This window comes from Nocardia carnea, assembly GCF_029869215.1.
Taxonomy (GTDB): domain Bacteria; phylum Actinomycetota; class Actinomycetes; order Mycobacteriales; family Mycobacteriaceae; genus Nocardia; species Nocardia carnea_B.
Genome location: NZ_JARWPM010000290.1, coordinates 1 through 26,504, shown reverse-complemented (window position 1 = coordinate 26,504; position 26,504 = coordinate 1). Strand labels below are relative to the sequence as shown.

Here is a 26,504-nt window from a genome sequence, read left to right as displayed (position 1 = left end):
GAAGTCATTATTCCAAGCTCCTCAACGTCGAAAAACCCCGGTGACTATTTGGCCGGGAGTGCCGAGTCGACACCACCGACATCTGTTACCTTCCAATCCAGATTCTTGTCAACTGTTACGGTATAGGTAACAGTCGTTTGCGCACCCTCCGGTATCTGCGCACTCTTCGATGTCACATTCAGGAACACATTGACGACATAGACACCCGATCGTTCGGAGCGCACTGTCGCCGCGATGGGAACTCCACTAGAACTCCACTTCAGTGGCAGCACAATTTCTTTCAGCTGCGGAGCAGTGGCATCGAACTTGTTTGCAAGAACGGGCGAGACGTTGGACTTCAAACCACGAACCCACTGGTCGAAATTCTGATAGTCGATATTCGAGGCTCCGACTGCATACTCAGACGCTACTTCTTCGGCGCGCTTCTCCGCGGCTACGACAGCGTCCCGATCTTTCAACTCGCTCCTAGCCGAGAGCCACAACGGAATCGAAACGGCCACCGCGACAACAAGGAGGGCTACTGCGGTTCCCAAGGCCAGAGAACGCAGGCTTATCGAGAACGACCTCTCCGACCCGCGTGCGCTCGAGCCACCCTTGACCGACGTCCGAGGCACACCCGCGTCAACCGGCTTTTCTTCCGCAGCTTCGCGGTCAGTATCATGAGAATCTTCTGTGGGCATAATCAGCTCCGGTGTCTCTCGTTCTTTCACATCTATTTGACGGCGATCCGCATTCGCAAAGCACCGTCCCCCGTGACACTGAGTGCACGATCTATCAGGTCGCTTATGTTGATTTGCGCCATGGAGTTCGACGCGCTTTCCGCCAGTGGCTGTACCGCCGGGACCAGATCACGAAGATCGGGGCCGATCTCATTGATGTAAGACGTCACTTTATCAAGGAAGGGAATAAGTCCGTTTCCTTCGATATAGTCCCCGGGCATATTGCCGATTCGAGACAGTCGCGCCAGAGAGTCCGCGATGAGTGCGCCCCACGCTCCGGCTTCCTCCCACAGAGGGCCGGCGGCGGTCATCGACTCCTCGGCCCACTCCATATCAGCACCCATTGTTTGCAAATTCGTCAAGATATTACGGATTTCGGGTGACCTACTCAGAATCGTTTCCGAAAGCAGCGTTGTCGATGCCGCCAGACGCGGCATCACGGCTTCCGTTCCCGACAACGTCTGATCCAAGGTCTTGACGATATTGCTGATCGCCTGTGGGTTCAGTTGCTCGACCAGATGGGTGACAGTATGCGCCACATCAGGTATCGAGCGGGGTAGAACCACTTCAACCGCGTCGATACGCTGACCGTCGGCCAGGTAGGGCCCGGCATCAGTATCCGGTACGAACTCGATATAGGGCTCCCCCAACCCCGAAAGGTCCTCAACAGTAGCGCTGCCGGTCGCAGGAACCCTGTACTTGGGATCGAGACCCAGCACCAATTCGACACCACGCTCGGCCTTGTCGATAGAGTCGATCTCTCCTACCTTCACTCCTCTCAACAGGACCGGGGAACCGGGTAGCAAACTCCCGGTCCTCGGCAGAGCCATGGTCACAACAGTCCTGCCAGAAAACCAATCAACTCGAAGCACACCGAATGCTAGGTATGCGGTGCCCAAGACCAGCACGATTCCGATCGACACCAGGGATAGCACGGAACTCGACTTCATCGAACCACTCCGATCATCCGCAGCGACGCAAGAATACTGTCTATCCGATCGTCGTCCGATATGGGGCCGACGCCTTCAATGCCTACAATATCAACCTTCGGACCGCGCTCAACAAATGGAATAACCTTTTCGCGCAAAATGGCCACGGCTTTGTTCAAATTCGAGGGGGCGTTCAGATCAAGCGGGCGGCGAGTGAACAATAGCGGCACGAAGGCACGTGCGGCCTCATTGCCCGATTGCGCCAGGGGGCCGACCCACCGGAGAGATTCTGTGAGCAATTTGAATCCGTCGTACAACGTGATCAACCCGATCATGGAAGTCATCGAAGCAGCGGCCTGACTCACCCCCGACTCGGTCAGCAAATACTCCAGTTCAGGGGTTCTACGCTGCACCACGTCCGTGTTCGCGCGCAGACCGTTCAGCATTGCGTCGACGGCATCCAGGTGGTTGGCCAGGTCAATGATATCCGCACCGACTACCTCGGATATCGAAGCAGTCTGCCGAGTGTCGATCGGCAGCACCCCGTTCACGCGGTTCATTATCTCCTGAGCCTGTTGAATCCCTCCTCCTTGGACGAAGGTCGCGAGTACGTTCATGGTGTCCTCAACCTGCAGCAGCGGCTTCGTCTTGTCCAATCCGATGGTGGCGCCCGGGGGAAGGGCATCCTGCGTGCCGGTCGGCGGAGTCATCAGCGCGATGGAGACATCGCCAAGTATCGTCGGCTGGCGGAGTTCAGCGGTGGTGCCGACCGGCAATCGAACCGACGCCATCAGGTCGACATCGACGGCAACATACCCGTCGTGGTCCTCGCCCGCGTCGACCAGTGACACATCGCGCACGACCCCTGCTCGCAGACCATCGACTGTAACCTTCGCTCGCGCTGGCAGATTCAAGGCGTCAGCGAACAGAATCCGGATACCGTACCGGTCTCCAGAAATTCCGGTCCCCGGAACGGGAACCTCCGCGGGATCGAATCCACATCCGGGAACTATGCACACCATTGCCACCGCGGCCGCAGCGATGAACCGACCACCACGCTCACGAGCAGATCGCGCCCATACGACTCGTCGCAGAACCATCACCGCGCACCTGCCGTCCCGAATATCAACGGAAGAACCGAAACCTTCTCCAACTCGTTCTCAGCGGACTTGCAGCTACCTGGCACGACACGCTCGATGGCCGCGCATACCCGCTCTGCGTCCGCCGGCGGCAGCTGAGCCACCGGCGCCGCGTAAGTCAGGATCGGTGAACCACCCTCCTGCGCCGTCGCCCTCTGAAAAGCCTGCACCAGCGGTGGCGTCAGGTCGATTATTTCTTGTACCGAGCCGATATTCGCACGGGCGAGACGCGCTAATGGGACTGTCGCGTTCAACGCTTCGAGAATTTGGTCACCAAACATTGAAGTAATCTCGTTCAACCATGGCACAATGATCCGCAACGAATCGATAATCGACACGGTGCGCTCAAAGATGCCATGATCGATCACTTCGAGACCTGGAGCCAGACGAGTGATCATGGCCTTGATATCGCCCCATCCGCCGGCCATGCTGTCCGATAATGATCGCAGTGAGTCGATAAGCGCACCGATATGCCCGATAGCAGCATTGGGGGAATTGAGAGCACGACCCAACTTGAGGATCGTATCATTCATTTCAGGTCCTGTTCCGGATAATGCGGCATCTAAGGCCGCGAGCTCATCCGCAAGCCTTTCACGCTGTGTCGAATCATTTCCATCGGTGATCTCTGCAGCGAGGTTGCCCAGCGCATTCATAGTCTGCGACATGCTCTTTGGCGTCAGTGTACGGGTAATGCACTGTCCAGAATCCCATTCATGCTCGGCTTCGCTGTCATCGAGTAATGCAAGCGATCGGTCCGCGACGATTGTGTCGGATACGGTGGTAGCTGACACCTGACCGCGGGGCGAATGGCTTACCTCTACCTCGAATTCGACACGGACCATGTCACCATGAGGTTCGATACGCGTCACCGAGCCGACTCTGACCCCTCGCATGGTGACATGGTTCCCGGCGTACAAGCCGATTGCATCCGGCATATTCGCGCAATAGCTACGCATCCTCTTGGGAGGCTCGATGATCACGAAGTATCCGACGATCAGAATTGCACATACGACCGCGACACCGAGAACGGACATGAGACCCCGGGACGCCAAGAGCTTATTCATCGTCAGCACTCCTTTCCGGGGACCGGAATACACACCGACGGTACCTGGACAACTGTCGCGGATTGGTCGACCACGAGCCCATCCTTCGACGACGCGATCGGCTGGAGCCGCGCCAGTAGGTCGCGCGTATTCGTGACAACCTGTCCCATTTCTTCACCCAGACGTTCCAGCTCAGGGATGACGTCGGCCAGGGCTCGCGCAACGGATTGCAACCTGGATCGATACGCCGGCTCGAGGCCCGCGATACGCGCGAGAAGCTCGTCCATCAGCCGGACGGCTTCGTAGATCTCGGCCTTTTTGTCGAGGCCCACTGTCTCCATCAGATTGACGCTGTCGATCATTCCGCCGAGTGTCGCCTTCGACTCGTTGATCGCGCCGAGATACTCGTCCGCCATCGCGAGCGTGTCCGAAATGTCACGGTTCTGGCGGTCGAGGATGTCGACCAGAGATCCGAATGCCTCTGTTGCTCGGCGAATGCCGGACGGTCCACTGGCAATCGCAGCGTTCATGTTCGTCAAATTCTGCCGCAACGTATCGCCATCGATATCATCGATCGGCCGAATCGCGTCCTCAAAAGTCCGACCCAAGCTGTACGGAAGATGGACCCTCTCGGCGGGAATGGACGAGTGTAACGCAGAATTCCCCGCCGGCGTCACCGCGAGGTAGCGGCCGCCGATCAGTGTCAGCATACGGATATCGAGACTCGTCTGGTCACCGATGAAGATGTCGCTGTCGACGGTGAAGCTCATTCGAACGTTCCTTCGGCTCAGCTCGATGGACTTCACCGCACCAACCGGCACACCCGCGATTCGGACGTCATCGCCAACCTTGACCGAGCCCACTTCCGGCATTTCCGCCCAGTATGTGGACTCGTCGAAAGGTACTACGTAGACTACTACGCTCGCCGTCAAGACCGCTCCCATCACTGCGGCCCCGACGGCAGCCCAGCGCAATTCTCGGTCCATGCTTCGAAGGGGAGCACTCACCGTCTGCAACGCGGTACCCCCGCGAACACGGAATAGCTTACTGATCACCGCTCGCATATCGAGATCCTTTGCCCACTGATCAACACATGTAACGGCGCCGGAACTTCGGCGTTGCCGTTCGAGCAGTTACGATTGATGACCGGTCCATCGGCGGGAACCCACGCATTCAGTGTCTCGAGAACGGCCGGCAGCTTCCGCAGCACCTCGACCGCCTGTTCCGGGTCCGGAAATACTGCCCCCAACAGGGCATCGGCATCGGCGTTAGGTCCGGCCGTCAAGCCGAAGGCCTCGAGAAGGCCGTTCAATGGCGCGATCACGTCTGGTGCCATGAGGGCGAATTCGACAATTCCATCCACCTTGCTACGCAACGTGGACACAACCGAGGCCAGCTCCGAGACAAGTCGGACGAGATGCGAGGATCGGCCACCGATATGGTCGGATATCTCTTTGAGATTTCCGACCAGAACGGTGACTACCGCTTGCCTGTCCAGCGCATAGTTGGACAAGGCTTCGATAGAGTCGAGGACGGAACCGACGCCCGCTCCGTCTCCCTCGATGACAGCGATCATGTTCTCTGCGAACTTGTTCACCGCTTCGGGCGACAGCTCTGCGAGTACCGGTTGTAAGCCGTTGAATAAATCCGTAATGTCGAACGACGGGATCGTGTTGGCAATATCGATCTTATGTCCGGCCGTCAACTCCGCTGTGGTCGGCGATGATTGTTGAACATCGAGATATCGCTGTCCTACGAGGTTCTGATAGCGAATCGCCAGCACAGTGTTCTCGTAGATCGGGTGATTGCGCTGGACCGCAAATCCAACCACCGCTCGACCACTGGCATCCAAGGTAATCGATCGTACCTCGCCAACTCGAAGACCATCCATACGGACATCGTCGCCGGCCTTGAGGCCGTTCGCGTCGACGAATTCAGCCGAGAATTCTACCACGTCTCCAGATACGGGGCGTTGCACCGTCTGAACGATGATCGCGAGCAGCACAGTGATCACGACGGCAGACACGATAAGTTTTGCGCTGGTCGCCAGAAAACTTCGCTGTCTTGTCATCGGCCACCTCCGATGTTGGATGTCGGCGGAAGACCCGGCAAGAACGCGGTGAACGCTGGAACCATATCGAGAACCAACTCGATGTTCAGAATCGGACCGTCTGGAGTCGACGTGAATGATCGGTCTAGACGTGATAGGAGTTCAGTGAGCTGCATGCTCGAGGCGCCGGGGGTAGGTACCATTTTAGTTGCCGTTGACAGAACCGGAGCGAGCATAGCCGCATAGTCCGACAGATGACCCTGAGCCGCGAATAGAGTTTCCGCCAGCCCAGGAAAGAACTCCCGACCTACAGTATTGACTGTCGAATCGAACAGCTCACGATCTGTATTCAAGATCTCGATCGTGGTGAGCCGATTTATGAGGCCGACCGTACCGTCGATCATCGATGCAGTCCCGACTAGCATGGAACCGTATTGGTCCAGCAGCTGCGATATCGGCATCGTCTGGGTTTCAGCAATGTTCCGGCTGGATACAACGATTGCCTCCATGAGAGGTGTGAATTGCCGGGCTATTGTCGCGCCCCGTGTCAGGATCTCGGTCAATTCCGGGACGAGAATGTCTCCAGTTGCTTGAGCTACGCTGCGGATGAGAACACCCATCGTTGCGTCTCGTTGCCGGTCGGCTCGCGGCCCCGTCAAATCGACGATACTGCCATCCCGTAATGGAGCCCCACCATCACCTGGTTTCAGCGCAATTTCACTGATGCCGAACAAGTTCGATGGCGAGTAGTCGACGAACAGCCCGTCCGTGAGACCTGCCGATTCGGCGCTTTCCAGTCTGAGAATCAATTGTTTCGCCCCATCGTCCGATTCGATCGCCGAAACATCACCTATCTCGATACCGTCGAATCGAACGGGTGTTCCGACGGTGATTCCGTCGCCGATGGACTCGGTACGCAGCAGTACCACTATTCGATTATCATCCTGTAGGGCCATCACAACAGTCCAGGTCAAGGCTACTACGATCACTGTGATCACGGCGAGAACACCCAGCATGACCGATGACCGCTTCGATGTCGACACACCCGGCATTTCATAGCGAGACATCGTTTCTCACCCCGTAAATTCGATGGAGGAGTTGACGCCCCACAGGAGGAGGGTCAACACCATATCCAAACCGATGATTGCCACGAAGCTTGCTCGGACAGCACGTCCAGATGCGATTCCGACGCCTTCTGGCCCACCAACGGCGAAGAACCCATGATAGCTATGGATAAGAATCACAGCCGTCCCGAATACGAGAACCTTTATCACCGAGGCCGTCACATCCCAGCCGCTGATGAATTGATAAAAATAGTGATCGTAGACACCGGCGGCTTGGCCATGAAGTTGCACGATCACCGCGCGACAAGCGGCATAACTCAGGATCAAGGCGATCAAGAATGTCGGAATGATTGCCACGGCCCCGGCGATGACCCGGGTGGTCACAACGAACGGTATCGATCGCAGTCCAAGCGACTCGAGTGCATCGATCTCCTCGGAGATCCGCATAGCGCCGATTTGGGCCGTAATACGGCATCCGGCTTGTGCGGCGAACCCGACGCCCGCAGCAATCGGTGCAAGTTCCCGTGTATTGGCAAAGGCCGAAACGATGCCGGTCACCGGCCCCATGCTGATCAGGTTGAGAGTGGTGAAGGACTCTACACCGACCGAGCCTCCGATCACCAGACCGAGTACCACCAGCATCGGCACAGTTCCACCGCCGACGATAATGGACCCTTGGCCCCATGTCATATCCGTGATCACGCGCATAGTCTCGGCTCGATATCGCCTGATCGTGAACGGGATCGCGGACAGCGCCTCCCAAACGAACGCGAGTACGAAACCGATCGACTCCAGGGGCGCGATGCGCGCTCCGAACGGCGCTATTCTTCTCCTGAGCCTCGCCAGCCGAGGTGGAGTAACCTTTACCTCCGACATCTAGGCCAGCCTCGTCGGAAGGAACATCGACACCAGCTGAGTAATTATGAGGTTCGTGATGGCGATGGAAACTACGGAGAGAACTACAGCCGCGTTCACGCCATCCGCCACTCCGCGCGGACCGCCTTTTGCCTCGAGCCCCCGCTGGCACGCGATCACGACCACGATGAATCCGAACAGCACGGACTTGGCTATCGAGACACCGATGTCCGCGACAACGGTGAAAGAGCCGAACGTTCCCCAGTAGCTGCCGGGGGTCACTCCCTGGGGGCCGATTGCGACCGCATATCCAGCTATCACGCCCGTGAAGATGATCAAGATATTGAGCATCGGCGCGACGAAAACCATCGCCACCATCCGAGGAATAACGAGTCGGTGCAAGGGGCTGATGCCCATCGTTCGCATGGCATCGATTTCTTCGCGAATGTTACGTGCACCCAGATCCGCCGCGATTGCGGCCGCTCCGGCCGCACCCAGCAGCAGCCCTGTTGCCATGGGGGCGCCCTGTTTGATCACACCCAATCCACCAGCGGCACCGAGCAGGGAGTCCGCCCCGATTTGATGAATCAAGTTTCCGACCTGGACGGAAACGATGACACCGAAAGGCACGGCCATCAGGATGGCCGGAATCGCAGTAACGGTGATCAGATACCAAGCTTGATTCAGTGCCTCTCGCCACTGGAATCTCAAACGAACGATATCGCTTACTGCTCCCGCAGCCGACTCAGAAGCCATCTGCGTCGACCGGCCAAAAGTTCTGAGCGCCGACACTACGGTTTCGGAAAAGTTTTCCCTGAGCAACCTCGTCGACGTCGATAGCGCGCTACGTTCAGGCATTACCACAGATTCCCGTCCTAACCAAGAGTATCGCTCCGCAACGCAACTGGCGCGCCCGCTAGGAAAGTGTCGACGATCCGGCATAGCTCGTTCTCCGAATGATCGGAATGGCTTCGCCGGTATGACGTACCTCGTCGGGTCATTATCGAGCGCACCCTGCTCACGGCACCTCCTTGTGCACTACTGCAAGTACCAGATACTCTGGGTATGAGTATGTGGTGCTGCTCACGCAGTGTCAATAGAGGATTTCGATCGATCCCGGGACGCGCGAGCGACCCTCTGGCAACCGAGCGATATCGCCCCGGCGAAAGTCGGCCGATAGCAACCGCGACGTGCGACGACACCATCCACATGAGCAGTCTCGCCCATCTACGGCCGAGGAAAGTGCGGTTGTGGTGCAGGGGCGGTTGGCAGGCATCGGCCACCGAAGATACTCCCTCGGTCACTACTCCGGCTGCACTTTGCTCCGCTTCCGTCGCTGGGTGGCGCCGTTTCGCACTGCCTGCTTCGGCATTGCCAGTCCACCCATAAGCCCTGATCGACGGGAATGATCGCGACCAGGCAGCTCCGGCAGATGAACCGCCCGGGTGTGGTGCCCACGCATTTCGGCGGAATGAAAGCGGTCTCTGCGAGGCTCGGAGCGACCCGTAAGCCCTGCGCAATTGGGTGCGCCGCGCCGCGGTCGACACCGGCGGCGCCGAAGGCGTGTCGACGGAGGCAGCGAGGGAGATTTGCCAGCTGCACCGCACGAATAGGGAATCCGAGGAACGATCGGAATCCGCGAAGCGGCAACATCTTTCTTCGTGCGACTAGCGGCCGCGATAGCAGTGGCTGATCGTGCGCGGCAAGAAGGTCGGCATGACCAAACCGAACCAGGCCGCGTCGAGAGCGACCGACCTGGCGGACCGGCAGTTTCGGGTTCTGGCGCAGAACACGCGGCTCATGGCCGATTCACCTACATCCGCCTGATCACCGATGTTCGTCTACCGCGTTCGTCGTCGATGCCTACGCCGGCTGCGTCCTCGGCTCGGAATGCTCGACCAGCGAAGACGCCACGTTTGCGGAGAAGGCGATCCGGCCCGCGGTCGCTCTGCGGGCTCGCGAAGGTCTTCCGGTCGGTGGAGCGATACATCATTCCGATGTGAGGTCTCGATACACCGCAGTAAAACTCGTGGAAGCACTGGCGGTCTCGGATCTCCGACGGTCGATCGGGTCGGTCGGGTCGGTCGGTGACGCCTACGCCAACGCGTAGGCAGCAACCACGATGCGGTTCCACACAACCGACGCGATCCCCAGCGATTCCTGTTTCGGCGCCGATCCGCTCACCCGGCTCGACGACGTCGAGCTCCTCAGCGAGGACTGAGTCGGCTGGTTAAGTCCCGAATCGTGCACTGCTGGGGCTGCAACCATCGGCCGAACACGAGACGGGCTGCTATGCACTGAACGTCGCGCAATCGGCTGGGGTTGGGCAAAACCGGTGCATCGAAGCAAGAGCGGGTCAGCCACCGCTGAGCCGGCCTACGCCCCACGCACTGCCGCGTAGCCATCACCCAACAGACCGTGGCCTCAGGCCGAGCCGGCGAGCAACAGTTCGTCCCGGTTGATGTGGAGTTGCTGCGTGATTGCCCGCTTACTGAATACGAAGTCGCGGGGGCGGTTGATACAGTCGGCGGCAACGAGCTCGCCGGCGCGGAGGTAAAAGCAGGTGAAGTCGCGGTCCCCGGATGGGTCCCCGCTGAGGACGACTTCGTCGTATCCGGTGTTGAGGCCGGCGATCTGGAGCTTGAGATCGTATTGATCCGACCAGAACCACGGAAGCGCCGCTATCTTCCTGGACTTCCCGTTGATGGTCGCGGCTGCGACCTTGGCCTGCTCGCTGGCGCTCGGCACCGACTCCAGGCGTATACGGCGGCCATAACGGGCCATCCGGTGACTGGCGCAGTCCCCAGCCGCGACGATATCGGGGTCCCAACGCTCGCAGGGAGGCGGCCGTCTCCAGTCCGATGTAGCCGCCGCCGACGATCACGGCCCGCCGCCCGGGGCGGGCAGCGGCTCGGATCATCTCGACATCGGCGGCGGTGCGTAGGTAGTAGACCCCTGCCAGATCGGCGCCCGAGGTGGCGAGCCGACGAGGGCGGGCACCAGTGCACAGCGCGAGCTTGTCATAGGGCAATGCGTCGCCAGTGCTCAGTGCGAGGCGACCAGCCGATCGATCGATCGCCTCTACTGTCGCATCCACGAGTTTGATTCCCTGCTTGCGATAGAATTCCGCGCTGCGGATCGCGAGCTCGTCAATTGTGCTCTTCCCGGCCAGATAGGCTTTCGACAGCGGAGGGCGTTGATAGGGTAGAGTCGGCTCCTCACCGATGAGGACGACCTCGCCCGTCCACCCATCCTGGCGCAGACTGGCCGCGAGTTGGACTCCACCATGGCCGGCCCCGACGATGAGAGCTCGCTGTACACTCATACGTCTGCCTTCGGAGTGAGGCGGACCATCATCTTGCTGATGCCCCGCACGAAGTTGGACTGCACGTACTCGGGCTCCCCCACGACCTCGATATTCTCGAAGCGAGGAAGCAGCTCCTCCCAGAGGATCCGAAGCTGCAGCTCGGCCAGCCGGTTGCCCATGCAGCGGTGGACGCCGAAGCCGAAAGCGATATGGTTGCGGGCGTTGGACCGGTCGATTATGAACTCGTCCGGTCGTTCGAACACGCGCTCGTCGCGATTGCCCGAGGCATACCACATCACCACTTTGTCGCCCTTGCGGATGAACTGGCCGTTCAGAATTGTGTCTGCCTTGGCGATCCGGCGCATGTAGGCCAGCGGAGTTTGCCACCGGATGATCTCCGAGACCATATTGGGGATCAAGCCCGGGTTCGCCTTCACCTTATCGAACTGGTCAGGGAAGCGGTTGAGTGCAAGCACACCGCCGCTCATCGAGTTCCGGGTCGTGTCGTTGCCACCGACGATCAGCAACAAGAGGTTGCCCAAGAACTCCATCGGGCGGTCGATCAGATTTTTGGTGTTCTCGTTACCCTGCAACATGGTGATCATGACCCGTCCCCCATGGATGCGACCAGCCGGAATTAGAGTCTCGTTGGCCCTGATCAGGGGTTAGAAGGGACTATGGGAACCATGGCTGGACGGAAACGGCATTCCGCGGAGGACATCGTGCGCAAGCTGCGGCGCGCCGATGAACTGGCCGCGGAAGGCTTGACCGGCGAGCAAATCGCCGCTGACCTGGGAGTCTCGGCGGCGACACTCTATAACTGGCGTCGCCAGTACGGCGGCATGGACACCGACGCCGCCAAAGAACTCAAGGAACTGCGGGAACAGAACGCCCGATTGAAGCGGCTACTCGCCGACGCGGAACTGGAGAAAGACGCGCTGCGCGAGATTTCGAAGGGAAAATTCTAGGCCCAGCGGCCAAGCGCCGCGCCGTGGACATGCTCAGCGAGGTCATGGGCATGTCGCAACGGTTCGCGTGCAAGGTCGTTGGGCTCGCTCGGTCGACATACCGCCGGTGCCCTGCCACGCAAACACCGGCAGACCCCGACGCCGGGACGCGGGCGTGGCTGCGGAATTATGCGGCCAAGAACCCGTGTCATGGGTTCCGCCGGGCCTGGGCAGTGCTGCGGTTCGACGAAGGCCACCGGATGAACATCAAGAAAGTCCACCGGCTCTGGCGGGAAGAAGGTTTGCAGGTGCGGGCGCATCACCCGCGTAAACGGGCCGGCACCTCGTCGGTGCCGGCGGTGGATGCGGATGCGCCGAACGTGGTGTGGGCGCTGGATTTCCAGTTCGACTCTACCGTCGACGGGCGGGTGGTGAAGATCGCGTCGATGATCGACGAGCACACCCGCGAATCCCTACTGCACCTGGTCGAGCGGTCGATCACCGGCGAGCATCTGGTCGCCGAACTCGAGCGGGTCTTCGCCGTCCACGGGGCGCCGAAGGTGCTGCGCCTGGACAACGGGCCGGAAATGATTTCGGCAGCACTGCAAACATTTTGCCGAGACCGGGTCGGGATCTCGTATATTCCGCCGGGTACCCCCTGGAACAACGGGTACGTGGAATCGTTCAACCGGCGCCTGCGCGTGGAATGCCTCAACCGCAACCACTGGACCAGCCTGCTCGAAGCGAGGGTGGTGATCGCGGATTTCAAGCACGAGCACAACCACCGGCACCGGCATTCGGCGCTGGGCTACCGCACCCCGGCCGAGTACGCTGCGGCCTGCACCCACACCCACCACCCCGTGGGCTGCGACATCAACTGAACACCGACCGAACGACACCGACTCTGAAACCGGGTGGTCGCGTTATCGGGGACTGGCCACGATGACGACTGGTTGCGTTGCGCGTAGTAGCGGCGAGCGCGGACGGCCGCACAAGCGAGCTGCGGTCCTGTGAAACCGGATTCGGAAAGCAGCGCGACTGCCATTTTGTGATGTGGACCTCACCTCGGTCCAATAGTCATTGGCGGGCGGGCGATAACCGTTGCTTATCAGCCAACCGCGCCTCTTGCGTTCTCCCGCTGGGGAGACGCCTTCAGCGACCTTGAAGGGCAACCGTTATCGGCTCCGCAACATCGAAATCGACACTATGCCCTCCATGCGGAGCGACAGCCAGGCAGACTGAACAACCATCAAGTGAACTGATTTCGAGAGGGTTGACAAGCCGATCTGGTTGGCCCTCAATATGGCCCGGCTCCGTTGCGTTCGGTAGTCCAAGTCTCGGTGCGTTCAACGGCAGCCGGGGAGGCCGATGATGGGGCTGGACTGGCGGCGCGGTCCTTCATACGCTGTTGCGCGGCGCCTTTCCTTCCCCAGCCTCCGGGGAGCAGAATCACCGAAGTCACGGAGATCGCTGAGACGATCAGCAGATAGACGACGATCGAGTCGCTGGACTTGGTCGAGGCGTACAGTGCGGCTGCAATCGTCGGGGCGAAGGCTGAGCCAGCCATCTGGGACAGGGTGTAGCCGACCGACACGCCGCTGTAGCGCACGTCCGCGTCGAAGACCATCGTGAACAGTGATCCGGTGACGCCGGCCGCCGGTGCCATCGCGATCCCGAAGACCAACACGAGAGCGGCCATGAACAGCCACGGCTTCCCTGTGTTGATCAGAGCGAAGGCGGGCGCAATCACCACTGTCATCGCTAGTGCCCCGAGCAGATACATCGTCTTACGGCCGAACGTATCGGAGAGAGCGCCGAATATCGGGTACAAAATCACGGCCACGACGCCGGCCACGAATACCCCGGAGAGGGCGGCCGTCCGGCTGATCCCCGCCACCGTCGTCCCGTACGAGATCAAAAAGGCACTGCAGATATAGGCGAATACACCCTGGCTCAGATAGGTTCCTGCGACCAGAAGTATCTCGCGCCAATGCCTGCTGATTGCGGCGAGAAAGGGCACGCGTACAACAGCATCACGTTTGCGAACGGCAGTGAATTCGGGGCTCTCGTCGAGGGAGAGCCTGATGGCCAGACCAATGATGATCAGAACGGCGCTGAACAGGAAAGGCAGCCGCCAACCCCAGGAAAGGAACTGTTCGTCCGGAAGTTGGGAGACCGCTAGGAACGCCAGGGTTGCGATGCTTGTGCCTGCGGGAGCACCCATCTGGGGGAACGATCCGAAGAATCCCTTCTTGGCCTGCGGGGCATGCTCGACGGCCATCAACGTGGCGCCGCCCCATTCCCCGCCGACAGCGAAGCCTTGCACCAAGCGGAGCATCGTCAGCAGGATGGGGGCGGCGATCCCAATCTGCGCGTAGTCGGGCAACATTCCCATCAGCATGGTCGCCGCGCCCATGCCGACCAGGGAAATCACCAACATCTTCTTCCGGCCGAGCCGGTCACCGAAATGCCCGAACACGACCCCGCCGAGCGGTCGTGCCAAGAATCCGACGCCGAACGTCGCAAACGAGAGCAGGACCCCCATCGCGGAGGCTACGTCCGGGAAGAATAGCTTCGGGAATACCAGCGCTGCAGCGGTGCCGTAGATGAAGAAGTCGTAATACTCGACCGTCGTACCGATAAAACTCGCCATCGCCACCCGCAGCGGCGACGTGGCCTTACGAGTCATCGGAATTGACGGTATTACGGATTCTGTCATGTCGTTCCCGTTTCGAAGCGCGGATCGTATCGATTCCGCGGTGCAGTGATAAAGGTGGTGCCCGGCGCGCAACGAGGCCGATAGTGAGCATCGCCGGTAACCTCGGTGATGCTGAGCGTCGGAGATGCTCGGGTCAGGAAATCAGTACTCCGTCGACCCGGCGTGGGACCGCGAGTTCGGTCGTATCCTGCAACTCGTCCGGCAGTAGGGCAGGGTCGACATTCTGGAACGCAACGGGACGCAGGAACCGACGGATCGCCGTGGCGCCCACGGAGGTGTGCTGGGAGTCGGTGGTCGACGGGGAAGGACCACCATGGTGCATGCTCCAGGTGACGGCGACGCCCGTGGGGTACTGGTTCGCAACTACTCGACCGGCTTTCGGCGTCAGCGTCCCGAGAAGCACCTTCGACAGCGACTGTTCACTGGTCTCGGTGTGGAAGCTCGCCGTCAGCGCGGGCGGGACCTTTCGTACAAGCCCGAGAAGTTCGTCCTCGTCTCCGTACTGGACGACAACGGCTGTCGGTCCGAAACATTCTTCGAGGGCGACTCCGTCGAGGTGCTCGGGTGCGCACTCCCACAGCGTGGGCGCGAGCCCGTCGACGGCGTCACTGTTGCCGCGGGCAACGAGCCTGATACCGGTGGAGCCTTCCAGTTCCCTACTTCCGGAAATGAAGCCGTCCTGTATGGCGGTGGTGAGTAGTCGGGATACGGATGCGGTCCGGATGCTGTCGGCGAGGTGCTCGAGGATCCTCTGACCCGAGGCGGAGTTCGGCAGAAGTACCAGTCCTGGTTTGGTGCAGAACTGGCCGTTGCCGAGAAGTACTGATGCCGCCAGCCCTTCGGCGATATCGGCGCCGCGCGTTTCGGCGGCACCGGGTGAGATGACGAGCGTGTTCTGACTGCCGAGTTCACCGAAGAAGGGAATCGGATGGGGGCGGTCATGTGCGAGGTCGGCCAGAGCTCGTCCCCCGCTGACCGAGCCGGTGAAACCTGCGGCCGAGATCTCGGGGTGGCAGATCAGTGTGCGACCGGCGTCGCGTCCGTGAACGAGTCCGAGCACACCCTCGGGCATCCCGGCTTCCCGGAATACGCGAGCCGCGATCTCGTGCACGAGTTCGGATGTCCGGGGGTGGCCCTGGTGCGCCTTGACGACCACCGTACATCCGGCGGCGAGGGCGGCGGCGGTGTCGCCTCCGAGGACGGAGAAGGCCAAGGGAAAGTTGCTTGCGGAGTACACCGCGACCGGACCGATCGGAACCAGCCATCGACGGATGTCGCCGACAATGGGGACTGGTGCAGTCGGATCGGCATGGTCGATTGTCACCTCGAGATAGGCGCCTTCATCGACAACGTCAGCGAACATACGCAATTGGTGCACGGTACGAGCGAGTTCACCGACCAACCGTCCTGTACCGAGACCGGTTTCGGCGTCGGTGATCGGGACGAGGTCATCTGACGACACCGCGAGTTCGCTGGCGAGTCTACGCAGAATAGTCGATCGTCCTTCCCGGGACGTCGCAGACCACACTGACATTGCCGCCGCCGCCGCACGGATCGTGGCGTTCGTCACGTCGGTGCTGGTTGCGGGAAATCGGGTCGTGGAGGTATCGGTCACTATGCCACCACGCTCGCCTCGACAGCCAGTTCCTGATCCGCCGCTATACCCATGCCGGTGATCCACTCGGGGACCGTTTCGTATCCCACCGTGGCGAGCGGCTGGCCTACAGTGGCAGCGACAGCGACCCAGGTCCGCACTTCGTGTGCACCCGTGCCGGCTACCTGGATGTCGTCGTGCGTCAGCCGGGAGATGGCGTCGAGGTCGCCGTCGGCGAGGAGAGACAACATGTGTCTGTCCCACTCGGGCCGGATGGCATCGATAGCTTTGGCCATATTGTTGGTGATCAGCGCCTGGCGTTCCGCTTCGGGGAGCTTGTCGGCTCCAGGAATGAGGGAGGGTGGTGAGTGCGAGAGTCCGCCCGAGCCGATCACGAGCACACGGTCGTCCGCAGAGGTGGCGGTGTCGAGGAACTCACGGGTGATTCGTCCGAGTTCGATGACCCGCGACATGGCGGCCAAGGGGCGATCGATGCAGTTGATGATGATGGGGAGCATCGGGACCGCGTCGAGCCGTCCGAACAGGTCAGTGGTCGATTGGCTGAAACCGTGATCGAGCTTGAGCTCATGAGCGAATGCAACCTCGACGCCGCGGGCTGTCGAGTGCTGGACGTAATCCCGAACCAGCTGTGCGGGAATGTCGTAGCGACTGTTCGCGGTGTTCCAGTCGCCGTAGCCCGACGCCTGTTCGACGGTGGTGAAAGCCGGCGCGATTCCGGCCAGCGCCCGCATGTGATCGGGCCCGAAGTAGACGACCAGGGTGGGGTCGTAGGCCTGAGTCGCGCGTGCCGCGGCGGAGATCGCGGCACGGAACTGGAGGCCCTGCGAATGCTCGGTGTCGGCCAGCATCTGTGGACTGTGGGAGAGGGCAACGCCGGCAAGACGGGCACCCGACTTCAATGTCGTCATGGCTTACTCCTGTAGTTTCTGCGACCGCCGTTGGCGGTAGTTCGATGTGGTGATGCGTCAACGCCGTGCGATCGCAGTCAGCGATCTAATGACCTCGTCGACGGAGGTGATGGTGGCGAGCACGCTCAGGGACGCGATGGCGGCGGTGTGTGCTTCGGGTGTGGCCGCCGAGCAGGCGTCGTCGATGATGCCCACTCGGTACCCACGGTCGGTGGCCGCGCGGGCGGTGCTTTCGACCGAAACGTTGGTCGCGACGCCGCTGAACAACACTGTGGTGATTCCCCGTGCGGTGAACACCGAGTGCAGCTCGTCGGTGAATCCGCCGACGCGTTTGTGAGTGATGAGGATGTCGGTGGGATTTGGCTCGAGTTCGGTGATGATTTCGGTCGACGATGACCCGTCCTGCATGCATCCCAGCTTGGGAATCTCGGTAAGGATCGGGGAATTGGCAATCAGGTCGGAGTAGCCGGGTCGGAAGGCGATTCGGGTGTAGACGACCGTGCATCCCGTCCGACGGCCCGCGTCGAGCACCGTGCCGATTCGATCGATCACGTTTCGTTCCCGGATCTGTTGCGAGAACAGCCCGGCAAGCGCTCCGGTCGGGTCGACCACGTCGCCTTGGCAATGGATGGTAACGATGGCGGTACTGCGAGCGTCGAGGTCCATGGTGGACTCCTGTGCGTGAGATGTAGTCGGCGGCGGCGCTCCTCCTGGCTCAGCCGGGCAGGACAGCTACTTCCGTGTGGGCGGGTTTTCCCGAGAAGAATTCGGTGACCAGGGAGTGGAACTCGTGGGCACGCTCGGCGGGAAACCAGTGGCCGGCGTCAGCGAAGACGTGCAGTTCGGCGTGGGACATCAACTCGGCTAGGCGGATGCCGTTCGACACGGGCACAACCTTGTCGTGTCGACCGTGCAGTACCAGTGCCTGATGTCGGATTGTGGACACGTCACGCTCGAATTCCTCCGGTGCCGATCCACCGGCGCCGAAGAAGGTCTGGATCGCCTCGTGCGCACCCGGTTGGGCGCTGAGTATGTAGCGTGCCTCGACCAGTCGGTCGGTGACGGAATCCGCGTCGTAGGCGAAGCACTCGCGCAACAGCTCTCGCATCGAGTCGCGGTCAGGCCGATAGTCCCGCAGTAACTTCTGCGCCGGCGATGTGGAGGGTGCGATGCGGGTACTCATCACCACGAGCCGTTCGATCCGCTTCGGCGCATCCAGCGCAAGTTGCAGGGCTACGCGGCCACCGAGCGAGTTTCCGACAACACTGAACTGCTCCAGGTCCAGGGTGTCGGCGAGTGCCAGTGTCTGCCGCGTCCACAGATCGACTCCGTAGGGCTGGCCGAGCGGTTTGTCCGAGCCGCCGAAGCCGAGGAAGTCGGGCGCAATGACCCGGTGCGATCGTGCGAGCAGGGGCGCGAGGCCAGTCCAGGTACCTGCCGCGGAGGCTCCGGGTGCCGCCCCGTGCAGCAGCACGATTGCAGGTCCGGCGCCGACGTCGACGACATTGAGCGTGTGCTCGCCGACCTCGCAAGCCCGGGTGGGTCCGAGCGCCGTCACGATCTGGCCTCCACCGTGTCCAGTCGCGCGAGAACCCGCTGTTCAGCGTCGGTGCGTGTCCATTGCCGGCGCTCGGGGTGCGCAAGGAGGGCGTCGTATGCGGCGGCGATCATCTCCCGGATGTCCATGAACGGTGACACCAGACCGGCCCGCTCCGCCTTGTCGATCGCCAAGATTGTGTTCTCGTTGCTGAACGGGAACACGCAGTCAGCGTTGTCGAAGGTGGCTCGGTCCTCTCCTGTCGGGCCACCGCCGACGGTGCGGGTGTCCGCCGGACGACCCAGGATTTCGGCGCAGACGTCCACAAATCCTTCGAGCGAGGTGTTGCACCTCTTGGAGGCGACGTTGTATACGTCGAATCCTTCTCCCCGCAGGTCGACAGCGCGGGCGAGCGCCTCGGCTGCGTGGTCTCGGTAGATGTATTGATGAACCGCCTGCCCGTCCCCGGGCAGCAGGATCTGGGCACCGTCGAGGATTCGGTTGAGGACGAATTCTTCGCGGGGGATGAAGTTCAGTGGTCCCAGGACCAGGGGTAGGCGAATGATGACCGAGTGTGCACCTGCACGCGCGTTCTGGATGCTGCGCTCACAGGCGATCTTGTCGATCGCGTAGTCCCCCCAGAGGGCGTGCGGGCCGTAATCGATCTCCTCCGGCCACGGCAGAACGGGGCTCGGCCGCACCACATTCACGGTTGAGCAGTGCACCCAGCGTCCGACATCCGGAAGGGCTGCGAGCAGAGAGGCAGTCTGGTCGCCGGTGTAGGCGGAAAGATCCAGCACGGTGTCGAAGCGGCCCGCTGCCAAGCGAGCCAGGTCTGCGGGGTTGTTGCGGTCTCCGAGGACGGAGCGCACGTGTCCGGTCCAGTCGGGTTGACGGCTTCCGCGGTGGAACACCGTCACCTCGTGTCCGGCGTCGAGCAACCGCCGTACAGCGAGGACCCCGACGAATCGAGTACCCCCCATGACCAGTACCTTCATGATGTACAACCTCCGCTGCAATCGCTGAATTCCATGCACCAAGGGCATCACGCCGTGAAGATCTGCGTCCAATACAACTCTGACGCTCGGTGATAAGCGTTAGTGATCGCCGCTGCCCGACAGCTCGCGGCACACTTGGAGGAAAGCGGACAGCACTGGTTCTTCCCTGCGCGCATTCCACGCCACCCCGAATTCGAACCTCGGTGTCGGCGAAGCGAATTTGCGGATGACCACGCGATCGGAACGCAGGGTCGATGCCCGCTCGCTGTCGACGACGCTCACTCCGCGACCGGAGTCGACGGCAGCGAGCAGGTGTTCGGGGTCTGGCTCCCACAGAACCTTCGATGGAGGCGTGCCACCGAAGATGACGCGGTGCATTTCGTCGAAATAGCCGGGTGCTTGTGCTCGCGGCCAGCTGATGAGGATTTGGTCGCGCAGGTCGTCGCGCTCGATTCGGTGCTTCGCCGCCAACGGGTGACCGGCGGGGCACACCACCACCGCCTCGGTGTCTCCCAGCACCAGTATTCCCAGGTCGGAAGCATTGAGAAGAGGGAGTCGGACGAAGGCTGCGTCCACTTCACCGGCACGGAGCATGTCCACGTTTCGAGCGGTCCACGCGACATCGGTAGTGACTTCCACGGCAGGATGGCGTTCTCGGAAGACCGTGACGATCGTGTCGGGCAGACCGAACGCAACCGACCGGGTCAGGACGGCCCGCAAAGAGCCGGTGTGGCCCTGTCCGGCCGCTTGTACCCGGTCGAGGGTGCGCTCTACCTGGCTGAGGATGGCCGGCCCCTCATCGAGCAGTACCTGCCCGGCCTCGGTCAGCTGTACACCATGTGAGCTCCGCACGAACAGCTGAACGCCGCACTCTTTCTCGAATACCTTGATTTGTTGGGACAGTCCCGGCTGAGCCAGGTGCAGCCGTTCGGCGGCGCGACCGAAATGCAGCTCCCTCGCCAGCACCACAAAGTACTCGAGCCGCCGGAGATTCACACCCACGACGATAAACATTGCTTCTCGCGATCGCAAAGAGTCCTATTGGACGCCGCGGGGAATGCTGCCGCAGGCTGAGTGCAGGCAATACGCCGGACAACTTTGACGAAGGGCAATCACGTGTCTGAGCAACCTCACCGACCTTCACTCACGGTCGCAGAAGCTGTGGCGGCCGCCCTGCAGAGGCACGGCATCACCGTCATCTTCGGCCAGAGTCTGCCGTCCGCGCTGATGCTGGCCGCCCCGAAGTTCGGGATCCGACAGATCGCGTACCGTACTGAAAACGCCGCTGGCACAATGGCGGATGGGTACGCTCGCGTCTCCAATACAATCTCGGTGGTGGCGGCGCAGAATGGGCCTGCCGCCACTCTGCTCGTCCCGCCCCTGGCCGAGGCGACGAAAGCATCTGTTCCGGTTCTGGCGCTTGTACAGGACGTTCCTCGCGGCAACCGCGACCGTAACGCATTCCAGGAATTCGACCACACCGACCTCTTCCGCTCGTGCTCCAAGTGGCTACGGGTCCTCGACGATCCGGCCCGTGTCGACGACTACGTGGACATGGCGGTCACTGCGGCAACATCGGGGCGTCCAGGCCCCGCAGTACTCATGCTGCCCCGCGACATCCTGCTCGAGCCGGCCGCCAACACCGGACGCCGGACAGCAGTGCTCGGACGGTTTCCGCTCGATCCGGTCCGGCCCGCAGCGGACAGAATCGAGGAGGCGGCCAACGCGATCGCCGCTGCTGAACGGCCATTGGTCGTGGCGGGCGGTGGAGTCCATCTGTCCGGCGCCGCCGAGATTCTCGCGCAATTGCAGGAACGCGTATCGTTGCCGGTCGCCACGACGAACATGGGTAAGGGATCCGTGGACGAGCGGCATCCGCTGTCGCTGGGAGTCGTCGGTAATTACATGGGCCCCACAGGCGCCACCCACCACTTGCGGTCGATGGTCACCGATGCTGACGTTCTCGTCCTCGTCGGTACCCGTACCAATGAGAACGGGACCGATGCGTGGAGTTTGATCTCCGAGAACACTCGCATCGTCCACATCGACGTCGACTCGAATGAAGTAGGCCGGAACTACGAGGCGATCCGCGTCGTCGGAGACGCGCGGCTTGCACTGACCGACCTCCTCGAAGCACTCGAGGACCGGGATCTCGGCAAGCGGAAGGCCGGCGCGGGTTCGGTTCGTCAGCAGATCGCTGAGGCCCGCACCCGTCACGTCAACGCCGTCAACGACCTTGTCACACCCGGCTCAGGACTTGTACGCCCAGAGCTCGTCGCCCACCAGATCAACAAATTGCTCGAGGACGGCGAAACCATCGTGACTGCGGACGCGAGCTATTCCAGCATCTGGATGGGAAACTACCTTCGGTCCCGCCGCCCGGGACAGCGATTCCTCTCCCCCCGTGGACTCGCCGGCCTCGGCTGGGGTATGCCGTTGGCACTCGGAGCCAAGGTAGCTCGCCCTGATGCGAACGTGCTCTGCCTCACCGGCGACGGCGGTTTCGGGCATGTGTGGTCCGAGTTCGAAACCGCAGTGCGAGAGAACCTTCCGGTGGTTGTTGTGCTGCTGAACAACGGCATCCTTGGGTTTCAGAAGCACGTGGAGTTGGTTCAGTTCGGTGAGTACACCAGCGCCGTCGACTTCGCCACAGTGGATCACGCCGCCATCGCGATGGCGTGCGGCGCAGACGGTATTCGTATCACCGATGCGCACGAGGTAGGTGATGCGCTCGCAAAGGCGGTCGCATCCGGCAAACCCACCCTGGTGGAGATCCTCTGCGATCCCCACGCCTATCCGCCTATTACCGGGTGGAGCGGTGTCTCGGATGAGGTGATGTCACGGTAGGAGTTTCCGCGCAGACGCACCGGACACATGCAAGACCCGTGGCGATCGGACCCGCGTTCGCCCTGGTCAACACCGGTAACCTGTGGGCCTTCCTGCTCACCCAAGCTCTGGTGTTCGGCATCGCGATGCCACCGGCGGCCGATGTCACCAGCTCGCTGTACTCGATGGCGTTCGATTCCGATGTCGACTACAGCGGGATGTCGATCAGCTTCACCCTCACGCATCTGGTCGGCTCGGCATGGGCGCCACCCACCATCGCCCCCACCCTCGGCAACTCGACGAACTCGAGCAATTCGAACGTGGCCACCGCGTGATCGTCTCCGCGATCTCGATCATCTCGGTGATCTTGCTCGTCGGTCACTCGGGTTGGAAAGGCACTGCACGCCAACTTGTTCGAGATCAGGAGCTTCCACCCCGCACACCGACGACTTCCGGATTCGCCGGTTACAAACATGGACAGCGCAGATCCCGTGCGTGTCCTCGATAAGTGAAGTGATGACAGAAATGAACGCCCACTCCCCTGACAGCTACGACACCGATGTCGTCATCGTCGGACTCGGCCCCGCTGGTGGCACTGCGGCTATCGCCCTTGCCACCTATGGCCTCCGCGTCCACGCCGTCTCGATGTTTCCCTGGGTTGCGAACTCGCCCCGCGCGCACATCACCAACCAGCGTGCGGTAGAAGTCCTGCGCGATCTCGGCGTCGAGGACGAGGCCCGCAAGTATGCGACGCCGTGGGACCAGATGGGCGACACACTGTTCACCACCAGTCTCGCCGGAGAAGAGATCGTCCGGATGCAGACCTGGGGCACCGGCGACCTCCGCTACGGCGACTACCTGTCCGGTAGTCCCTGCACGATGCTCGACATCCCGCAACCGCTGATGGAGCCGGTGCTGATCAAGAACGCCGCCGAGCGCGGCGCGGTCATCAGCTTCCACACAGAGTACCTCGGCCACACCCAGGACGACGACGGCGTGACCGTCCGGTTCCGGGACGTTCGCTCCGGGGCCGAGTTCGAACAGCGAGCGCGCTTCCTGCTCGGATTCGACGGTGCCCGGTCGAAAGTCGCCGAGGAGATCGGCCTTCCGTTCGAGGGTGAGCTCGCCCGCGCCGGCACCGCATACATCCGGTTCGATGCCGACCTGAGCGCGTACGTCGCGCACCGGCCGAGCATTCTGCACTGGATCATGAACTCGAAGGCCGGTTTCGGTGAAATCGGGATGGGCCTGCTCCGGGCTGTCAGGCCGTGGGATCAGTGGATCGCCGGCTGGGGCTTCGACATGACGCAGGGACAGCCGGATGTCTCCGATGACGTGGTCCTCGAACAGATCCGTACCCTCGTGGGCGACCCGCACCTGGAGATCGACATCGTGTCCCGGTCCTTCTGGTATGTCAATCAGCAGTGGGCCGAGCACTATCAGTCCGGCAGGGTGTTCTGCGGCGGTGACGCCGTGCACCGCCATCCTCCAACCAGTGGGCTGGGGTCGAACACATCGATGCAGGACGCGTTCAACCTCGCGTGGAAGATCGCGTACGTCGTCAAGGGCTACGCGGGGCCGGGACTGCTCGAGTCCTACTCCCCCGAACGCGTCCCCGTCGGCAAACAGATCGTCGCCCGAGCCAACCAGTCCCGCAGGGATTACGGCGGGCTGCGCGAATGGTTCGACAACGACAGCGCCGACCCGGTCGCCGCCGGGCTCGAGAAGCTCAAGGAACCATCTCCGGAGGGTGTTGCTCTGCGCGAGCGGCTGTACGAGGCCTTGCAGATCAAGAACACCGAGTTCAACGCCCACGGCGTCGAACTCAACCAGCGCTACACCTCGTCCGCGATCGTCCAGGACGCCGACGCCGGTGACGAGGTGTGGCCGCGCGACCGAGAGCTGTACCTGCAGGCCACCACCCGGCCCGGCGCGAAGCTCCCCCATGCGTGGCTCGTCGGCGCCGACGGCACCCGCATGTCCACGCTCGACGTCACGGGCAAAGGACAGATGACCCTGCTCACCGGCCTCGGCGGCCAGGCATGGAAACGCGCCGCCACCAAGCTCGATGTTCCGTACCTGCGGACCGTCGTTGTCGGCGAGCCCGGCACCATCGACCCCTACGGATATTGGCGGCAGGTCCGTGAGATCGACGAAGCCGGCGCTCTGCTCGTGCGTCCCGACGGCTACATCGCTTGGCGGCACAGTGCCCCGATCTGGGACGACACCGAAGCACTCACCAGCCTCGAGAACGCGCTCACCACGATTCTCGACCGATCCGCGGCCAGTGGACACAATGTGACCGACACAATCGCATCGCAGTACAGCACCAAGGCCGTGCCGATCGCCGTCCCGCACGTCACCGCCGACGACGCCACATCCACCTCCGGCATCGCAACAGTCGAGGGAGAGAACCCGTGACACATCCTTACACCAGCGTCTAGGACGACCTGAACCAAGTCGAATTCAGCCAGGGCTTCATCCAAGCAGGCCCTACCGGACCCGGTACCTGCCCGCCGGCGACGACTCCAAGCCCGCACTGATCCTGCTGCACGGAATCACCGGACACGCCGAGGCCTATATCCGGAACCTGCGCTCGCACGCCGAGCACTTCAACGTCTGGGCCATCGACCTCATCGGACGCGGATACCCGTCCAAGCCGGACCACCCGCTCGAGATCAAGCACTACATCGACCATGTCCTACGGTTCATGGACGCCATCGGTGTCGAGAAGGTCTCGTTCTCCGACGAGTCGCTCGGCGGCTGGATCACCGTCCAACTCGCGCACGACCACCCGGAGAAGGTCAGCCGGACCGTACTCAACACCGTGGGCGGAATCATGGCAAACCCGCAGGTCATGGAACGGCTTTACGCCCTGTCGATGGAAACGGCGAAGGCTCCCAGCCAGGAGCGAGTCAAGGCCCGACTCGAATGGCTCATGGCCGATGCGACCATGATGACCAACGACCTGATCCGCATCCGCCAAGCCAGCTTCCAGCAGCCGGACCGGCTCGCGGCCTGCGAGATGAACATGGCCCTCCAGGACCTCGAAACCGCGCCCTGCGATCTTTGCGCGCCGCCCGCCAAGGCCTCTCCAGAGTGCCCCGAAACCGGGCTGCTCCCCGACCCCGACCCCGACCCCAGCGATTGCCAAAAAGTAGCTGCCGCGAAAATTCGTCGGAGTGTCGGCCCGACGACACGCCGGAAGAACATGCTCGGCGAGTTGCGCGGCCGTGCCGGTCGCGGAAGCGGTTGACGCTCGGACCTCATTCCGGTCGGCCGCTGACGCAGCGGCCGCTTCACTGTATCCGAGCGACGCACCGTCGGCCGCCCACCAAATTCTCGCGGCTCTCGATCCGCCACGACCGTACTCATCAAGGATGGCGGAAGCCATCGGCGCTGGTAGGGCATCACTTTCTGACACCAACAGCCTGCCCGCGTGTGACCGTTTGTGACCGTTTTGAGCGTGACAGGCCGGTATCCAACCTAATCTCGAGTGATTACAGAGGCCCCTCACCTGATACTCCAGGTGAGGGGCCTCATGTCGAAAAGAGCTGCCAGAAGCTACTTTTCAATCACTGAACATCACTCACTTGCACTTGGCCTTGGCCTCGCGGCGGCGACGGTGCAGGATCGGCTCGTTGGACCACCCCCGGTGGGGGGGGGGGGGGGGGGGGGGGGGGGGGGGGGGGGGGGGGGGGGGCGGGGGGGGGCGCCGCGCGCCCCCCGCGCCGCGCCCGGCGGGGGCCCGGGGCCCGCGGTCCCCCCCGGGGGCTGGAATCCCCCCCCCCACCCTGTCGGCCCACCCCGGGGGGGGGGGGCCCGACGCCCGCCGCGCAGCGAGAGGC

Annotated in this window: 20 protein-coding genes and 3 pseudogenes; 5 read left to right on the top strand and 18 right to left on the bottom strand. The window is 61.9% G+C overall.

Annotated features, from left to right (window positions below; all coding sequences use genetic code 11):
• Positions 1-44: 44 nt before the first annotated feature.
• From QH276_RS20270 to QH276_RS20220, 11 genes and pseudogenes are all read right to left on the bottom strand, one after another.
• On the bottom strand, positions 45-680 hold the full coding sequence (locus QH276_RS20270; RefSeq protein ID WP_178128354.1) for a hypothetical protein: 636 nt from the start codon (positions 678-680) through the stop codon (positions 45-47).
• A 32-nt stretch (positions 681-712) separates the two neighbouring features.
• Entirely contained in the window at positions 713-1,549 is an 837-nt protein-coding gene (locus tag QH276_RS20265) for an MlaD family protein (protein WP_228792446.1), read from the bottom strand.
• A gap of 116 nt (positions 1,550-1,665) precedes the next feature.
• Positions 1,666-2,670 (bottom strand): MlaD family protein, encoded by a 1,005-nt coding sequence (locus QH276_RS20260; RefSeq protein WP_228792445.1) that lies wholly within the window; start codon positions 2,668-2,670, stop codon positions 1,666-1,668.
• 77 nt (positions 2,671-2,747) lie between these two features.
• The gene (locus QH276_RS20255) at positions 2,748-3,851 is read right to left on the bottom strand and encodes an MlaD family protein (RefSeq protein ID WP_127516261.1); all 1,104 of its coding nucleotides are present in this window, start codon (positions 3,849-3,851) and stop codon (positions 2,748-2,750) included.
• 2 nt (positions 3,852-3,853) lie between these two features.
• Positions 3,854-4,816, bottom strand: a complete 963-nt coding sequence (locus QH276_RS20250; RefSeq protein ID WP_048833144.1) for an MlaD family protein — start codon at positions 4,814-4,816, stop codon at positions 3,854-3,856.
• A gap of 65 nt (positions 4,817-4,881) precedes the next feature.
• Positions 4,882-5,901 (bottom strand): MlaD family protein, encoded by a 1,020-nt coding sequence (locus QH276_RS20245; protein ID WP_014349805.1) that lies wholly within the window; start codon positions 5,899-5,901, stop codon positions 4,882-4,884.
• Positions 5,898-6,923, bottom strand: coding sequence for an MlaD family protein (locus QH276_RS20240; RefSeq protein ID WP_280398366.1), 1,026 nt, complete (start codon positions 6,921-6,923; stop codon positions 5,898-5,900). Before QH276_RS20240 ends, QH276_RS20245 begins: the two co-directional genes overlap by 4 nt.
• 30 nt (positions 6,924-6,953) lie before the next feature.
• The gene (locus QH276_RS20235) at positions 6,954-7,820 is read right to left on the bottom strand and encodes an MlaE family ABC transporter permease (protein WP_036542649.1); all 867 of its coding nucleotides are present in this window, start codon (positions 7,818-7,820) and stop codon (positions 6,954-6,956) included.
• On the bottom strand, positions 7,821-8,657 hold the full coding sequence (locus tag QH276_RS20230) for an MlaE family ABC transporter permease (RefSeq protein WP_036542646.1): 837 nt from the start codon (positions 8,655-8,657) through the stop codon (positions 7,821-7,823).
• Positions 8,658-10,223: 1,566 nt separating this feature from the next.
• Positions 10,224-11,124: pseudogene (locus QH276_RS20225) on the bottom strand (NAD(P)/FAD-dependent oxidoreductase).
• Positions 11,121-11,711: pseudogene (locus tag QH276_RS20220) on the bottom strand (cytochrome P450); the annotation flags it as partial. The pseudogenes QH276_RS20220 and QH276_RS20225, both read right to left, overlap by 4 nt.
• 81 nt (positions 11,712-11,792) lie before the next feature.
• On the opposite strand from QH276_RS20220, the gene QH276_RS20215 reads away from it, so the two are divergent.
• A protein-coding gene (locus tag QH276_RS20215; RefSeq protein WP_086007605.1) for an IS3 family transposase occupies positions 11,793-12,934 on the top strand; the annotation gives its coding sequence in 2 pieces (ribosomal slippage) (positions 11,793-12,060 and positions 12,060-12,934; 1,143 coding nt in all).
• A gap of 416 nt (positions 12,935-13,350) precedes the next feature.
• On the opposite strand, the gene QH276_RS20210 is transcribed toward QH276_RS20215, so the two are convergent.
• The 7 genes from QH276_RS20210 to QH276_RS20180 form a co-directional block, all read right to left on the bottom strand.
• Complete coding sequence (locus QH276_RS20210; protein WP_280397821.1) at positions 13,351-14,742, bottom strand: MFS transporter; 1,392 nt, start codon at positions 14,740-14,742, stop codon at positions 13,351-13,353.
• A gap of 163 nt (positions 14,743-14,905) precedes the next feature.
• Positions 14,906-16,387: an aldehyde dehydrogenase (NADP(+)) gene (locus QH276_RS20205; RefSeq protein WP_280397822.1), complete on the bottom strand. Its 1,482-nt coding sequence runs from the start codon at positions 16,385-16,387 to the stop codon at positions 14,906-14,908.
• On the bottom strand, positions 16,387-17,295 hold the full coding sequence (locus QH276_RS20200) for a 3-carboxyethylcatechol 2,3-dioxygenase (RefSeq protein WP_280397823.1): 909 nt from the start codon (positions 17,293-17,295) through the stop codon (positions 16,387-16,389). Before QH276_RS20200 ends, QH276_RS20205 begins: the two co-directional genes overlap by 1 nt.
• A gap of 57 nt (positions 17,296-17,352) precedes the next feature.
• Positions 17,353-17,961 (bottom strand): cysteine hydrolase, encoded by a 609-nt coding sequence (locus QH276_RS20195; protein WP_280397824.1) that lies wholly within the window; start codon positions 17,959-17,961, stop codon positions 17,353-17,355.
• Positions 17,962-18,010: 49 nt separating this feature from the next.
• Positions 18,011-18,853: an alpha/beta fold hydrolase gene (locus QH276_RS20190; protein ID WP_280397825.1), complete on the bottom strand. Its 843-nt coding sequence runs from the start codon at positions 18,851-18,853 to the stop codon at positions 18,011-18,013.
• Complete coding sequence (locus tag QH276_RS20185; protein WP_280397826.1) at positions 18,850-19,830, bottom strand: NAD-dependent epimerase/dehydratase family protein; 981 nt, start codon at positions 19,828-19,830, stop codon at positions 18,850-18,852. The genes QH276_RS20190 and QH276_RS20185 overlap by 4 nt, the downstream gene beginning before the upstream one ends.
• A 99-nt stretch (positions 19,831-19,929) precedes the next feature.
• Positions 19,930-20,844 (bottom strand): LysR family transcriptional regulator, encoded by a 915-nt coding sequence (locus tag QH276_RS20180; RefSeq protein WP_280397827.1) that lies wholly within the window; start codon positions 20,842-20,844, stop codon positions 19,930-19,932.
• Positions 20,845-20,904: 60 nt separating this feature from the next.
• On the opposite strand from QH276_RS20180, the gene QH276_RS20175 reads away from it, so the two are divergent.
• The 4 genes and pseudogenes from QH276_RS20175 to QH276_RS20160 form a co-directional block, all read left to right on the top strand.
• A complete protein-coding gene (locus tag QH276_RS20175) occupies positions 20,905-22,677 on the top strand; it encodes an acetolactate synthase catalytic subunit (RefSeq protein ID WP_280406855.1) in 1,773 nt (590 codons plus the stop codon).
• A gap of 38 nt (positions 22,678-22,715) precedes the next feature.
• Positions 22,716-22,991, top strand: a complete 276-nt coding sequence (locus QH276_RS20170) for a hypothetical protein (RefSeq protein WP_280397828.1) — start codon at positions 22,716-22,718, stop codon at positions 22,989-22,991.
• A gap of 181 nt (positions 22,992-23,172) precedes the next feature.
• A complete protein-coding gene (locus QH276_RS20165) occupies positions 23,173-25,077 on the top strand; it encodes an FAD-dependent monooxygenase (RefSeq protein ID WP_280397829.1) in 1,905 nt (634 codons plus the stop codon).
• Between the two features lie 29 nt (positions 25,078-25,106).
• A pseudogene (locus QH276_RS20160) lies at positions 25,107-25,712 on the top strand (alpha/beta fold hydrolase); the annotation flags it as partial.
• Between the last annotated feature and the right edge of the window lie 792 nt (positions 25,713-26,504).

Bases quoted from the DNA above. Each gene is read 5' to 3' on its own strand.
- QH276_RS20270 (WP_178128354.1), bottom strand. From the start codon at position 680: ATGCCCACAGAAGATTCTCATGATACTGACCGCGAAGCTGCGGAAGAA.
- QH276_RS20265 (WP_228792446.1), bottom strand. From the start codon at position 1,549: ATGGCTCTGCCGAGGACCGGGAGTTTGCTACCCGGTTCCCCGGTCCTG.
- QH276_RS20260 (WP_228792445.1), bottom strand. From the start codon at position 2,670: ATGGTGTGCATAGTTCCCGGATGTGGATTCGATCCCGCGGAGGTTCCC.
- QH276_RS20255 (WP_127516261.1), bottom strand. From the start codon at position 3,851: ATGAATAAGCTCTTGGCGTCCCGGGGTCTCATGTCCGTTCTCGGTGTC.
- QH276_RS20250 (WP_048833144.1), bottom strand. From the start codon at position 4,816: ATGGACCGAGAATTGCGCTGGGCTGCCGTCGGGGCCGCAGTGATGGGA.
- QH276_RS20245 (WP_014349805.1), bottom strand. From the start codon at position 5,901: ATGACAAGACAGCGAAGTTTTCTGGCGACCAGCGCAAAACTTATCGTG.
- QH276_RS20235 (WP_036542649.1), bottom strand. From the start codon at position 7,820: ATGTCGGAGGTAAAGGTTACTCCACCTCGGCTGGCGAGGCTCAGGAGA.
- QH276_RS20230 (WP_036542646.1), bottom strand. From the start codon at position 8,657: ATGCCTGAACGTAGCGCGCTATCGACGTCGACGAGGTTGCTCAGGGAA.
- QH276_RS20210 (WP_280397821.1), bottom strand. From the start codon at position 14,742: ATGACTCGTAAGGCCACGTCGCCGCTGCGGGTGGCGATGGCGAGTTTT.
- QH276_RS20200 (WP_280397823.1), bottom strand. From the start codon at position 17,295: ATGACGACATTGAAGTCGGGTGCCCGTCTTGCCGGCGTTGCCCTCTCC.
- QH276_RS20195 (WP_280397824.1), bottom strand. From the start codon at position 17,961: ATGGACCTCGACGCTCGCAGTACCGCCATCGTTACCATCCATTGCCAA.
- QH276_RS20185 (WP_280397826.1), bottom strand. From the start codon at position 19,830: ATGAAGGTACTGGTCATGGGGGGTACTCGATTCGTCGGGGTCCTCGCT.
- QH276_RS20180 (WP_280397827.1), bottom strand. From the start codon at position 20,844: ATGTTTATCGTCGTGGGTGTGAATCTCCGGCGGCTCGAGTACTTTGTG.
- QH276_RS20165 (WP_280397829.1), top strand. From the start codon at position 23,173: ATGACAGAAATGAACGCCCACTCCCCTGACAGCTACGACACCGATGTC.